This is a genomic window from Bacillus sp. NTK074B, from assembly GCF_017303375.1.
Lineage (GTDB): Bacteria > Bacillota > Bacilli > Bacillales > Bacillaceae_B > Rossellomorea.
In genome coordinates, this window is record NZ_JAFKOH010000017.1 from 39,960 (window position 1) to 52,325 (window position 12,366).

15 protein-coding genes, 1 pseudogene and 1 riboswitch are annotated in these 12,366 nt (G+C 42.2%); of the genes and pseudogenes, 4 read left to right on the forward strand and 12 right to left on the reverse strand.

Features of this window, described 5'->3' with window-relative positions; genetic code table 11:
- Positions 1-3: 3 nt before the first annotated feature.
- The 11 genes and pseudogenes from ribD to JI667_RS19980 form a co-directional block, all read right to left on the reverse strand.
- Complete coding sequence (gene ribD, locus JI667_RS19935) at positions 4-1,089, reverse strand: bifunctional diaminohydroxyphosphoribosylaminopyrimidine deaminase/5-amino-6-(5-phosphoribosylamino)uracil reductase RibD (protein ID WP_206858078.1); 1,086 nt, start codon at positions 1,087-1,089, stop codon at positions 4-6.
- 171 nt (positions 1,090-1,260) lie between these two features.
- Positions 1,261-1,404, reverse strand: a riboswitch (FMN riboswitch).
- A 62-nt stretch (positions 1,405-1,466) separates the two neighbouring features.
- Positions 1,467-1,577, reverse strand: a pseudogene (locus JI667_RS23095) (hypothetical protein); the annotation flags it as partial.
- Between the two features lie 103 nt (positions 1,578-1,680).
- Positions 1,681-1,761, reverse strand: coding sequence for a four-helix bundle copper-binding protein (locus JI667_RS23225; RefSeq protein ID WP_368077921.1), 81 nt, complete (start codon positions 1,759-1,761; stop codon positions 1,681-1,683).
- Between the two features lie 104 nt (positions 1,762-1,865).
- Positions 1,866-2,561, reverse strand: coding sequence for a hypothetical protein (locus JI667_RS19945; protein ID WP_206858079.1), 696 nt, complete (start codon positions 2,559-2,561; stop codon positions 1,866-1,868).
- A 137-nt stretch (positions 2,562-2,698) separates the two neighbouring features.
- Positions 2,699-3,571 carry a patatin-like phospholipase family protein gene (locus tag JI667_RS19950; protein WP_206858101.1) on the reverse strand — a complete coding sequence of 291 codons (873 nt, stop codon included), beginning with the start codon at positions 3,569-3,571 and terminating at the stop codon, positions 2,699-2,701.
- Positions 3,543-4,007 carry an NUDIX domain-containing protein gene (locus JI667_RS19955; protein ID WP_206858080.1) on the reverse strand — a complete coding sequence of 155 codons (465 nt, stop codon included), beginning with the start codon at positions 4,005-4,007 and terminating at the stop codon, positions 3,543-3,545. Before JI667_RS19955 ends, JI667_RS19950 begins: the two co-directional genes overlap by 29 nt.
- 75 nt (positions 4,008-4,082) lie before the next feature.
- A complete protein-coding gene (locus JI667_RS19960; RefSeq protein ID WP_206858081.1) occupies positions 4,083-4,859 on the reverse strand; it encodes an ABC transporter permease in 777 nt (258 codons plus the stop codon).
- A complete protein-coding gene (locus JI667_RS19965) occupies positions 4,856-5,758 on the reverse strand; it encodes an ATP-binding cassette domain-containing protein (protein ID WP_206858083.1) in 903 nt (300 codons plus the stop codon). The genes JI667_RS19960 and JI667_RS19965 overlap by 4 nt, the downstream gene beginning before the upstream one ends.
- Positions 5,755-5,970, reverse strand: coding sequence for a PLDc N-terminal domain-containing protein (locus JI667_RS19970; protein ID WP_206858085.1), 216 nt, complete (start codon positions 5,968-5,970; stop codon positions 5,755-5,757). Before JI667_RS19970 ends, JI667_RS19965 begins: the two co-directional genes overlap by 4 nt.
- Before the next feature lie 111 nt (positions 5,971-6,081).
- Complete coding sequence (locus JI667_RS19975; RefSeq protein WP_206858087.1) at positions 6,082-7,080, reverse strand: helix-turn-helix transcriptional regulator; 999 nt, start codon at positions 7,078-7,080, stop codon at positions 6,082-6,084.
- A gap of 126 nt (positions 7,081-7,206) precedes the next feature.
- The gene (locus tag JI667_RS19980; RefSeq protein ID WP_206858088.1) at positions 7,207-7,530 is read right to left on the reverse strand and encodes a DUF4870 domain-containing protein; all 324 of its coding nucleotides are present in this window, start codon (positions 7,528-7,530) and stop codon (positions 7,207-7,209) included.
- 204 nt (positions 7,531-7,734) lie between these two features.
- Here JI667_RS19980 and JI667_RS19985 point away from each other — a divergent pair, with 204 nt between their 5' ends.
- From JI667_RS19985 to JI667_RS20000, 4 genes are all read left to right on the forward strand, one after another.
- On the forward strand, positions 7,735-8,514 hold the full coding sequence (locus JI667_RS19985; RefSeq protein ID WP_206858089.1) for an undecaprenyl-diphosphate phosphatase: 780 nt from the start codon (positions 7,735-7,737) through the stop codon (positions 8,512-8,514).
- 10 nt (positions 8,515-8,524) lie between these two features.
- The gene (locus JI667_RS19990) at positions 8,525-9,124 is read left to right on the forward strand and encodes a DedA family protein (protein WP_206858090.1); all 600 of its coding nucleotides are present in this window, start codon (positions 8,525-8,527) and stop codon (positions 9,122-9,124) included.
- A 63-nt stretch (positions 9,125-9,187) separates the two neighbouring features.
- Positions 9,188-10,318 (forward strand): amidohydrolase, encoded by a 1,131-nt coding sequence (locus JI667_RS19995; RefSeq protein ID WP_206858091.1) that lies wholly within the window; start codon positions 9,188-9,190, stop codon positions 10,316-10,318.
- A 285-nt stretch (positions 10,319-10,603) separates the two neighbouring features.
- A complete protein-coding gene (locus JI667_RS20000; protein ID WP_206858092.1) occupies positions 10,604-11,161 on the forward strand; it encodes a GNAT family N-acetyltransferase in 558 nt (185 codons plus the stop codon).
- A 66-nt stretch (positions 11,162-11,227) separates the two neighbouring features.
- Here JI667_RS20000 and JI667_RS20005 read toward each other — a convergent pair whose 3' ends face one another.
- A complete protein-coding gene (locus JI667_RS20005; protein WP_206858094.1) occupies positions 11,228-11,806 on the reverse strand; it encodes a hypothetical protein in 579 nt (192 codons plus the stop codon).
- Positions 11,807-12,366: the final 560 nt, after the last annotated feature.

Here is a 12,366-nt window from a genome sequence, read left to right on the forward strand (position 1 = left end):
TGCTTATGAATTGGGGATTGCAACAATCTTAATATCCTTTCCTACACGTTCCACGCTCAAAATCTCCATTTCAAGACCTTCTTCAATGCTCAGGAACCCTTCCCCGCCAAAACTCGTGAAAGAAGAGCTTCCCCCAATAAGCTTTGGAGACATGTACATAATGAATTCCTGAAACGCTTTTTCCTTTAAGAAGGTAGCATGGATAGTTGATCCACCCTCCACATAAAGAGATCCGATCTGCCTGTCACCCAGTTCTTTTAACACTGAATGAATGTTGACTTCTTCATCTGAAAGGGTGACGATTTCACAGTCCTTTTCCAAGTATGGCCGTCTTTGTTCATCATTGACGGAATTCCCTGTGAAAATGACCGTCGGGCTTTGTGAGTCTTCCACTACATGTGAGTGGAGAGGTGTTCGTAAATGGGTATCCAGAATAATTCGAATGGGGTTTTTTCCACCTTGGGGCAAACGGGTGGTCAGGTGCGGGTTATCTTGTATAACGGTATTGACTCCTACTAATATCGCGTCATGCCGATGACGATCATAGTGGACTTCGGTTCTTGATTCTTCTGATGTGATCCATTTGCTGTCTCCTGATACAGAAGCGGTTTTTCCGTCTAGTGTGACGGCTGTTTTAAGCGTAACAAACGGGGTGCCATTTTGGATGTAGTGAAAGAAGTGTTTATTGAGCTCACAGGCTTCTTCCTGGAGCTCCCCTACCATTACTTCAATGCCAGCATCCCTTAATTGTTGAATACCACGTCCCGAAACATGTGGATTGGGATCCACGGCTGCAATGTGAACACGCTTCACACCACTTGTTATAAGCAGCTCTGAGCATGGTGGTGTTTTCCCGTAATGGGAGCAAGGTTCCAGTGTGACGTAAACGTCGCTTCCTCTCACCTTTTCACCTGCAGCTTTTATGGCGAGCACTTCTGCATGACCTTCACCCGCTTTAAGATGGGCACCCATCCCCACGATTTCTCCATTGTTCACTACCACCGCCCCAACCATCGGGTTTGGCGATGTCTGGCCCTGAGTGGACCTTGCCATCGAAAGAGCAAGCTTCATATATTGAGAGTTGTCCAAATAAATGCCTCCTTTCTTAATTAATATCGTAAAATAAAGAAACCCCAAGCACTAATTCTACTTGGGGGAAGTTGGCATGACTAAATAAAGCATCTAACCGATGAATTAAAAGGAAAAAATATCCACAAGAAAGGGGTAGGTGCTCCTATCAAGATCATCAACTAGATACTGCCGTTCCTTCTCCCATCCAGACTATCACTGTCGGCTTTGGAGTTTCACCAAATCCACCGTCTAATATTCATTAGCCGGGTCACGGACTGAGAGCATATGCTCATCACCGCCGGTAGGGAATTTCACCCTGCCCCGAAGGAAACCTATTCGATTAACATTATTCTATCATAGTTTCCATGCTGAAATCATCTAAGGCGCTTAAAAAATTATTTTTTGTATTCATTTTTCCAGAAAACTAACTTGTACAAAACTACAATAAAAAAGAGGAAGCCACTACCTGATAGAAGCAACCTGCATTCTTCTGCACATTTAAAACAAGCTTCAGCACAATCTCTACAATGTTATTGGTCATGTAAATGACATTCCGCTCCACACGCATCACAGATTTCTGCACAGAGGCCGATGATGCGCTGTACAAACTTACTTGCTCCGCTCCATTGTATGAATGGTATAGGCACAAATATCAGCACACTCCCGATCAAGTTCGATACATTTCATCATGAGTTTCTCATCCTTCAGGCACGCATGATAGCATACATTGCATGCTTCCCTGCAACGCAATAAACCCGGTAAACGTGATTTGTAGTTCTGAGTAAAAGGATGAGTCAGGAAGTAAGAAAATAATCATTATCTACGTACCACAAAAATATCAGGAGCCAATCCATTTCATCACTGTACGTCTCATAAAATGAAATGTAACTATGGTGGGAATCAAACAATCTTTGTATACTCTGGGGAAGATACCCTTTTTGTAAAGATAGATGATTTTGCCGCTTATAATTCAAAATCCATCGCTTATTGCCTTTATAGATAAGGACCGTGTCCCCTCCCTCGCTCTGCCATTCTATAGCGGTGGCACTTTGATATTTCAATTGAAAGGTCATTTTCTTCATTGGATGGTCAATCTTTATGGTCCGACTCCATTTTGAAAATGACAAAGACCCTTTATTCCTCCGGTGAAGCTGGTATTGCTTTGGATTATTAATCATGGATGTCCGCTGAATAAAGTAGTCAGTCCAGCCGTTGGTTTTCAGGTAATAGGAACCTTCCTTCGTGTGGACTCCTACAAGTGAATGTGCAGAAACAGGCATCTTTTCATAAAATAATCGGTTGGCCTTTTTCAATTCTTTCTTAATACTATAGCTAAGGTAAAGATTTGAACAAGCAGGGATGAAGATCAACAGAGGGAAATAATACAATTGTTGTGTCACGACAAGCATCCCCACACCAATGAGAAAGTACATGACACTTCGAAAAAGTAACGTATACTGTTCATTTTTGTATATTTGATAGAGGTTCATGTAATGCTCGTCCTTTCAAGGAATCTCTATCATGTTTATGTGAAAAAACCATAAAAAGACCTTATATAAGGAAAAGGCGAAGGATTTACGAAACTCTCCTGATTTTAAGAGTTGTTTGTAAATCCTTCGCCATGTTTTTAAGAATGCAGTAGTTCACCAGGCTGGTTCCATTCCACCAACTGTTTCAACTTCGATTCTGCATCATGATAGCCCTGCCAGTATAATTCGTCCAATTTTTGCGGATTTTTTTCAATCCGGCTGACTTTGAGGGGATACTGGGGCTGGATAATTAACACTTCCCCATTCTTTTCTTTCAGTTCTATTTCTTGAATCGTCTGATTGTAACGCATATACCGGTTCATTATAGTTTTGTGCAGCTCTGGATACTGGGGATACCTTCTTTTCAAAAAAAAGGAAAATCTTGACGGCTTTTTATAATATCCCCTATTACGGGTCAGGATGACCACATTTTTCTTGAATCCGTCCTGCTCGGCTTTTTCTATGGGAACCGGATCACTTATACCACCGTCCAGGAGGTGACGGGAATTAAAATCAACGACCGGTGCGACAAATGGAAGAGAACTCGACGCACGAATAATCGTAAGAAGGTCTTCTCCATAGTCATTTCTTGAGAAATAGGCAGGCCTCCCTGTATGACAATCCGTGGTACCGACAACGAATTCCGTTTGGTTGGAATAAAAAGCTTTGTAGTCGAATGGGACCAGTTTGTTAGGGATTTCATCAAAAACATAGTCCATACCGAATAATTCGCCCGTTTTCCAGTAGTTGCGCCATGATAAGTATTTAGGGTCGCGGATGAAGTCGACATTCACCTTTTTATTGCGCCCATTTTGTTTGGATAAATAGGAAGCAGCATTACATGCACCTGCGGAGACTCCGATGACATAAGGGAATTCAATACCGTTTTCCAAGAAACATTCCAAGGCACCGGCTGTATAAATCCCCCTCATTCCGCCTCCTTCAAGAACGAGACCCGTCTTGTTTATCATCATCTTCTTGAACACCCGCCTTCTGCTGTAATAAATAATGTTTTACTTCTTGGGGAAAGAGATCCATTCCGGAAAGTTCTCCTATAGATATCCAACAGGGGATATAGTTTCCTCTATTCCGGAAAGTGCCATATTCTTCTCCCTTTCCTGAACCGAATAAACCATTATATTTTCCCACAAAATAATAAGAATGTGTATCAATCTGCCCGAAGGTAAATGCGAATTTCAGATCGGAGACGTTGATACCCAATTCTTCCTCGGCTTCCCTGATGGCCGTTTGAATTTCGGTTTCCCCTTTTTCCATTCCTCCCCCGGGGATTACATAATAAATGGAGTGATCCCTTATTCTCTTAATGAGCGCTACCTTATCATCTTCAATCAGAATGATGCCAACGCGGTGCTTCATATTCGTTTCAACCCCTTTAATTAACACCATTCGACATAACTCACCTAAATCCTTCATGGGTCATGAATGAGGTCCACCCCTCTCCATTAAAGATGAAGCATGGCGTTAGCTCAGTTCTTTTTTCTTGAAGATGGCGGGTGTGATGTGGAGGGTGGTTAAGCATATGACCAAAGTAAGAATGAGGGTTGCGGTTAGATGTTCATCCCACCTGGAATGAATGATCAGTTCATTGATATACTTGGAGAGCTGTCCTGGTGACCATTTCAAGGTTTTGGTCATGTAGCCTGATAGGAAGGTGATCATCATAGTGAACCCAATCGTATAAAATGCCGTTAGACCCGGTGATTGAGCTAAACTGCTGAAGAAAACGACCATGGTCATAATAAAGGTTAGCCATAATCCGTAAATGAGGAACCCCTTAAAGAATAGATTGATGTCAATGCCTCCGAATAAAAGATGGATATAATAGTAACCAGATAGCATCCCAAGGCTATAGGAACTCCACACAAGTACAAATGCAGCTGACCATTTGGAATAGATATATGATGTGTATGGAACGGGCTTCACCAGAACCATGACGGCATTGCCACTTTTCCTTTCTCCAGAAATCGTCCCCATAAATCCTAAAATAATGACCAGAACGCCGAAAGTACTGTATTGACCTAAGATAGATAACACTACCTCAGCCGATGACGGGTTCGGAATGGATATAATCGTTCCTTGGGGAAGATCTCCCACAGATTGTAGGATCTCAGGCATATAATAAGCCGTTAACGGTTCCGTCAACCCGAATAAAACGAACACAGCGGGCATCCAGAGTACCTTATAATTACGTATTAATTCCAGCATTTCCTTTCTGAATAAAACCAAGCCGATTTTCATCTATTCATCACCTCCATGAATACTTCTTCCAGACTTTGTTGACTGCTCTCGAACTTGGTCACGTCCCAGCCATATTCAGAGATGCAGGAAAAAATCCTGGACCGGTCCCTTTCAAGGTCAGAAACTTCAAAGGATAATTGTTTTCCATCCGAAATGATGTTGTGGATCCATTCTTTTTCCTTTAGAAATCCAAAAAACTTCTTGCTATCTTCATCAAAATGCAATTTTATCTTCAATCTGTTATATCTAGCCTTCACTTCCTCAATAGGTCCACCTTCTATCAGTTCACCGTCGTGCAAGAACAGCACTTCATCACATATTTGTTCTGCGTCATTTAATATATGGGTTGAAAACAAGATCGTCGTTTCTTTATTTAACGACTTTAATAATTCCAACACTTCCCGTCTTCCGAAAGGATCCAGCGCCGAGACCGGTTCGTCAAGGATGAGGAGCAAAGGCTTATGAATGAGGGCTTGAGCAATTCCAAGACGCTGCTTCATCCCTCCTGAATATTGACCTACCTTTCGATCCTTCCCTTCCTGCAAGCCGACCATGGCGATCAATTCTTCCGCCTGCTTTCGGGAGTCACCTTTTGCCATCCCTGAGATTTCACCGGAAAATATCAGGAACTCCATTCCCGTCATCCATTCAAAAAAGGCAGGGTACTGGGGAAGATACCCGATCATTTCACGGATATCTTCCGAGGGAACCGCTGTATGGATTGAACCTCTTGTTGGTCTTACTATTCCTGCAAGCATTTTTAAAATCGTCGTTTTCCCTGCCCCATTGGGACCCAGGAGGGCTGTACACGCCCCTTCTTTCAACCCGAAGGAAACGTTTTTCACCGCAAGCTTTTCTCTATATCTCTTTTCCAGATAAGCCACTTCCAGAACGTTCATTTGCTATGCCTCCTTCCAAAAACGAAATAGATGACAGGACCGATGATATTGATGAACAAAATGATCAATAACCAAAGCCATTTCGGTCCCGTGGTTGACTTTATGCGTATCAAATCGATTACCGCCACCACCATGAGTATGAACTGAATGACTATAACGGGAGCAATAAGCCCCCAGTTGACAGACTGCAATGCTTGTTGTACCTCGCTCATTTTCTCTTCCTCCTTTTGGTTTGCATTGATTAGACGCACGAAGAAGAAATTCGTTCAATACATTATTTTTCCTCAAAAAAAAATGACCCCCAACCATATGGGGATCAATCCTCAATGTATTCCATCATATAATGAATGCAGTTTATGGACTTCCGTTTTCACAGTCTGAACAAGTGATGATGGCGATATCACTTTCGCCCCGCTTCCAAAGGAAAGTATCCAGTTTACGAGTCCGATGCTTACACGTGCCTTTGTCGATAAGATAAAATGCTCTTCATCTGCCCTTTGAATACTGACGTCTTTCCCAAACTTATCGATGATTACGTTAATGAGGGAGTTATGTAACTTGATTCTGATCCACTCCTCGTCTCCTGCAAACATGTGGAAGGTTGATTGAACATACTTAGATACATCAAAAGCTTCAAATGGGAAGGTTTCAGTAAGAACTTCAACATTCCGGAGTCGATCCACCCGGTAATGACGAATTTCAGCCGCATCGAAATAATAAGCTATAAGATAATAAAAATCATTTGCCCACGTAAGAGCGTAAGGTTTCACTTTGTAAAGACCTCCCTCGTGGCTAAGGTTAAACTGTTTGTTCACATCGAAACGACCATATTGGAAAGTGATCATTCTGCGTTCTGTAATAGCCTCATGAATGTCATGTATAGTGCGCCGTATATAGGGACTCTCACTTTTTATGGAAGAGTCGATTTGAATTTCATTATGTAATCGTTTTCCTTGCCGGTGACTGGTTAATTGTCTGATTTTCCCTGTCAGTTGAACCGTTTCTTTCTTTGAAATAAATTTGGCGGAGACGACCGCATCAATGAGCATCCTGAGTTCATATAATTCGAACAGCCGGTACTGATGACTATAATATTTGGGCAGACCTTCCTTTTCCTGATTGACTGTGACATCGAACCCTTGCCGGATTAAGTGATCAAGGTCATCCTTTAACGAATTCTTGTTCAATTTCATCTCGGTTCCATACGTTTGCTTAAAGCGGAGAATGATGTCATCCAGGCTCAGTTCGTGATTTTCATCCGTTTCTTCCTTCAATATACTCATCAGCTTCAATATTCTTTCTTTATTGTCGATTCTCAGCATGAAAGTGGATGCTCCTTTCAGAAATAATCATTTTATAAAATTATAAAGTGATAGAATTTTTTGTCAACTCTTCATGTACCCCTGACTAAAAAAGAACCCAACGAGCCGTTTGGGTTCTTAGTCATGTCATTTCAGTATTCGAAAGATTGTCGGGATTAGGTAGTGTTCACCTTCGTATGCCTTCACCGCTCCAAGTATGGTAAAGATCAAGGCAAGGATCCCTACGATCGGAGCCAATACAAATCCAATCAGGACGACCATCAGTACCGAGCTTACCAATCCATAAACGGCATAGGAAATAAGAAAGTTGAAATATTCCTTTCCGTGAAAGTCCACAAATTCCGATTCGTCCTTCTTAATAAGCCAGATGACCAATGGACCGATGAATGCGGTGAAGAAGCTTAAGATATAAATTAGAGCTGCCATCATTCTTTCGTCTTTTGTTGGCATGTCAATTCCTCCCTGTTGAAACTCTTTAGCGGATACATCAATTGTATCCTCCTCTATATTTACGTACTTTCCCCCATAAAGTTTCATCCATTAGGATGATTTTCTTTATTCGAGACTTTTGGACATCCCTCATGAAACGGATAGTACTGGAATATGTATAGAGAAGGAGTCTGTCCCGGGACATACAGAAAGGTCGTGGTAAACATGAGTAAATTGGAAGCCTTCATATTGGGAATCATTCAGGGTTTAACCGAATTTCTGCCCATATCAAGTACTGGTCATCTTTACCTTGGGAGGTTGACGTTTGGACTGGAGGAAGCCGGGCTATTCTTAGATACTATGCTTCATATCGGAACATTGATTGCTGTTCTCATTGTGTATCAAAAGGAACTACTTTATATGATTAGGCACCCCTTCAGCAAATTGTCCTGGATTCTCATCATTGGCACCATTCCTGCCGTGATTGTAGGATTTTTGTTCGAGGACTTTTTTGACTCCATCTCGAAGACCGGTTCCACCATCGGTTGGGAATTCCTCGCAACTGGATGCATTATGTATTGGGCTGATGGAGTCAAGAACGGCTATAAGAAGCTGGAAGATCTTTCTTACAGAGATGCTGTCGTGATCGGAAGCTTTCAAGCTGCCGCCATATTCCCGGCACTGTCGAGATCCGGCTTGACGATAGCCGCAGGGTTATTCAGGAAGCTCGACCGGGAAACGGCTGCCCATTTTTCATTCCTTTTGTCCACACCCGCCATACTTGGAGGAATCGTGCTTCAAGGCAATGAAATGTTCGGGGGACATATTGAAGCGATATCATTCCCTAGCCTGGCTATCGGAACGATGAGTGCAGCCGTTTTCGGTTATTTCGCTATCATCACCATGGTGAATTATTTAAAGAAGCACTCACTGAAAATATTTTCCTATTATGTGTGGGCTTTAGGGTTATTGATCCTTATCCTTCAATACTCTGGATTTATGTAGGAGGAAGAACATGAACCATGAATGGGTTTTACAAATTCTTACTTTTCTAACCGATTTAGGATATGCAGGGATTTCACTTGCTCTCATGATCGAAGTCATTCCTAGTGAACTGGTTTTAAGCTATGCAGGCTTTATGGTCAGTACAGGCAAGCTTACATTTATCGGAGCTTTCCTGAGTGGGATCATCGGGGGGACCATTGCACAATTATTCCTTTATTGGTTAGGTTATTATGGGGGGCGGCCGTTCTTTGAGAAATACGGTAAATATCTTCTTATCCATCCAAGGCACCTCCATGCTTCTGAGAAGTGGTTCGACAAGCATGGAACCATCGTGATTTTCACAGCTCGTTTTATTCCGCTCGTTCGCCATGCCATCAGTATACCCGCTGGCATCAGCCGCATGCCCCTTTCTACATTCAGTCTCTTCACCTTTGCTGCTATGCTTCCCTGGACACTGTTATTTATAGTCATTGGAATGGAGCTCGGTACTCATTGGGAGCATATTGAAGTGATTGGGGTACGCTACATTAAACCACTCAGTTTAATCGCTTTATTCACAACAATCATATATCTGTTTTTTTCCATGATAAGAAATAAAAGGACGGATTAACTTCTTTTTTTATATAAAGTTGTTTAAAATAAGAAGCAAACAAGCCTTAAGAAAGGATATATTATGACATCCATACTATTAAGAAACGTAACCATCTTCCCCATTACATCCAAGCCCATCCAAAACGGGTCCCTGCTAATAAAAGACGGAATAATCAAACAGATATTCCCCCATGAGGCAAATGGAGATCAATCTACTACAGTTTATGATTGTCAAGGGAAATTCCTATTCCCCGGTTTCATAGACTGCCATACCCATTTAGGACTTTATGACGAAGGTACCGGCTGGGCCGGCAATGACGCCAATGAAACGATTGAACCAATGACACCTCATATCCGAGCCTTTGATGGGGTGTATCCATTGGATCCTGGTTTCAAGGATGCCCTTAAATATGGGGTCACCACTGTAAATGTCATGCCGGGAAGCGCGAATGTGATTGGTGGCACTACGTCCGTCATCAAAACCCTTGGCTCCAATATTCAATCCATGATCATTAAGGAAACCTCCGGATTAAAGATCGCATTAGGAGAGAACCCGAAACGGATCCATAGTAATGGAAACAATGATTCCATTACTAGAATGGGAATTATGGGAATGCTCAGGGAAGCTTTCTTTTCAGCTAAATATTGTGATCAACCAGAGGAGTTGCGAGTGGCACCGCTCGTATCTGCATTAAAACGGGAAATTCCGGTTCGAATACATGCTCACCGCGCAGATGATATACTTTCCGCCGTGCGTTTTGCAGAGGAATTTAACTTGGACCTACGGATTGAACATTGCACGGAGGGTCACCTTATTTCAGAAGAACTCCAAGGGAAAAACCTAAAAGTTTCCGTCGGGCCGACTTTTACAAGACGATCGAAAGTAGAGCTTAAAAACAAGAGCTGGCTCACTTATCAAAAGTTGACGGAAGCCGGTGTCGAAGTTTCAGTCACGACTGATCATCCTTACACACCCATTCAATACTTGAATATGTGTGCAGCGATCGCTGTACGTGAAGGGTTGGATGAACAAAAGGCATTGGAGGGGATCACCATTCTTCCAGCCAGAAACCTCGGTGTGTCTGAAAGAATCGGTAGTATAGAGGTCAATAAAGATGCGGATTTAGTTCTATGGAGTCATCACCCGTTCCACTTCATGGCGAAGCCGCTGGTGACATTTGTGAACGGGGAAATCGCGTATCAAAACGTGTAGGAATTTGGTAAAAAATTTTATCAAAAATTAGCTTTTTACCTATTTCCTTTTTGAGATATTTCGTATATGATACAAATGGATAATATATTTCCGATTACATTGTTCTTAAGACGCTGTTTATTCATATATTGAGCGACTGTAATGAAGGGAAGGCAAAAGGTGCGCCACCAGTTTCTTGACTGGTCTTAGTGGGTTCGATTCCCACCCCGAAATTTTTTAGTTACCATTTAAAAATTTCGAGGGTGGGATCGTACGCAAGTAGACTGCCCTCTAGGAGGGTCTACTATGATCAAGAAACGTGAATTACATGAGTGTCATGAACTTTATGACCTGATGGCGCACCCGGATGTCTTCCCTTTTGTTCGCCAAAAGGCACATTCCTACGAGGAACTTCTATTCCTTACCAAGCAGACAATCGAGGCAGAAGAACAGGGAGAACTGATTTCCCGGACAATTGTGGACGAGTGGGGCAACCCTATAGGCACAATCAATCTTTTCGACATCCAGGAAAATGCAGGCTTCCTTGGTACATGGCTGGGTAAGCCATTCCATGGAAAAGGGTATAACCAGCCTGCCAAAGATGCCTTTTTTTCCGAACTGTTCTTTGAGCTTGGCATGGAAACCATTTTCATGAGAATCCGTAAAGTAAATACCCGTTCTCAAAGGGCTGCTGAAAAACTCCCGTATGTGGTAAAGGCAAATGAGACGAGAAAATCTCTTTATGATCAATTAAATGCTCAGGAAGAAGTTTATGATCTTTATGAAATCCCGAAAGATTTGTACACACTCTATCTATATCAGTTGCAACAGTCACCAGAGGAAGAACAGGCTCTTGAAGCTTAGACTGCATGAAAAAAGTTATCACTCAAAGGTACTGACCTTTCGTGATAACTTTTTTATTATGTCCAATTAAAATGACGCATGAATCATAAACATTACCGTAAAAGTGACGGCAAGCTTCAAATGCCATGCCCCATCCTTCCTCTTAAACCGTCTGAATCCCATAAAAACAACGAAGCATAACACCATACTGGTGAGGATCCCGGTGATGTTCGTAAAATTCCACTGAAAGCTTATCATCACTGCAAGGATGACATGAAAGATAACACCTGTTGTCGCCAATAAAGCAAGTGGGACATGCCATTTTCTTAATAGCCTTCCTGCCTCTTGGACAAGACCTTTAATCTCAAGGTTTCTCCATTTCACTCTTCTTAAACCTTTCCATTTCAATAATTGGAAAACAGGAAAGATACAGAAGACAATGAAATAGATAATTCGTGATACAGACCCGAACTGCTTGAAAAAACCTTTATACGTATCCTCATCGACAAGCAGGGAGCTTTGGTAATTAAGGGCGATTAGGGTTATGCCTGCTGCAACCACACACGCAGTTAAAGCTACATACACGATGATTCTTTTCCGCTCTTTCGGATTCGGGATTGTATTCGATAAGAATGACGGAAATTGTTTGTTAATATTTGATTTCATGCACTTACCCCTACTATCATAATATACCGATAGTATAAGCCTTAAAGATGAAAATTACATGAAAATCAAATGAAAGTATTCTCTTTTCAAAAGGCTGTTTTCGCAAAGATTGTTGCTATTCGCATACAAACTAATATGTACGATGCTCTGTCATTTAAGTTGTGGTGCAGGAGGGTGAAGGGAACTGCTCCGCTTTCCACGGACGTTCGGCCGAGCTCCTCAGCAAATTCGCTTCCGGGGTCTCGGCACGCCCGTTTTCCGTAGGAGTCTACGCAGTTCCCTTCACCCTCTAGAATAGTATGTGTTGACAGAGCAAAATGGTTTGTGACCATCAATTTAAAAAGAGTAAGGAACTATGAAATAAAATCAGTCACTGCAACGAATGAAAAAGCAGTGGCATACGCGATCTCCACCTTTCCTTTGTGATCGTCAAACTTTTCGTCAGTTGATTCTCGCTGCAGGTGCTCGACTCCTGCAGGAAACGCTGGACAGCACGAAATGCGGAGGCGGCTCGTTCAGCCCCGACAAGCATAAGATCAATGGACTAAGAAGGCGTCCTT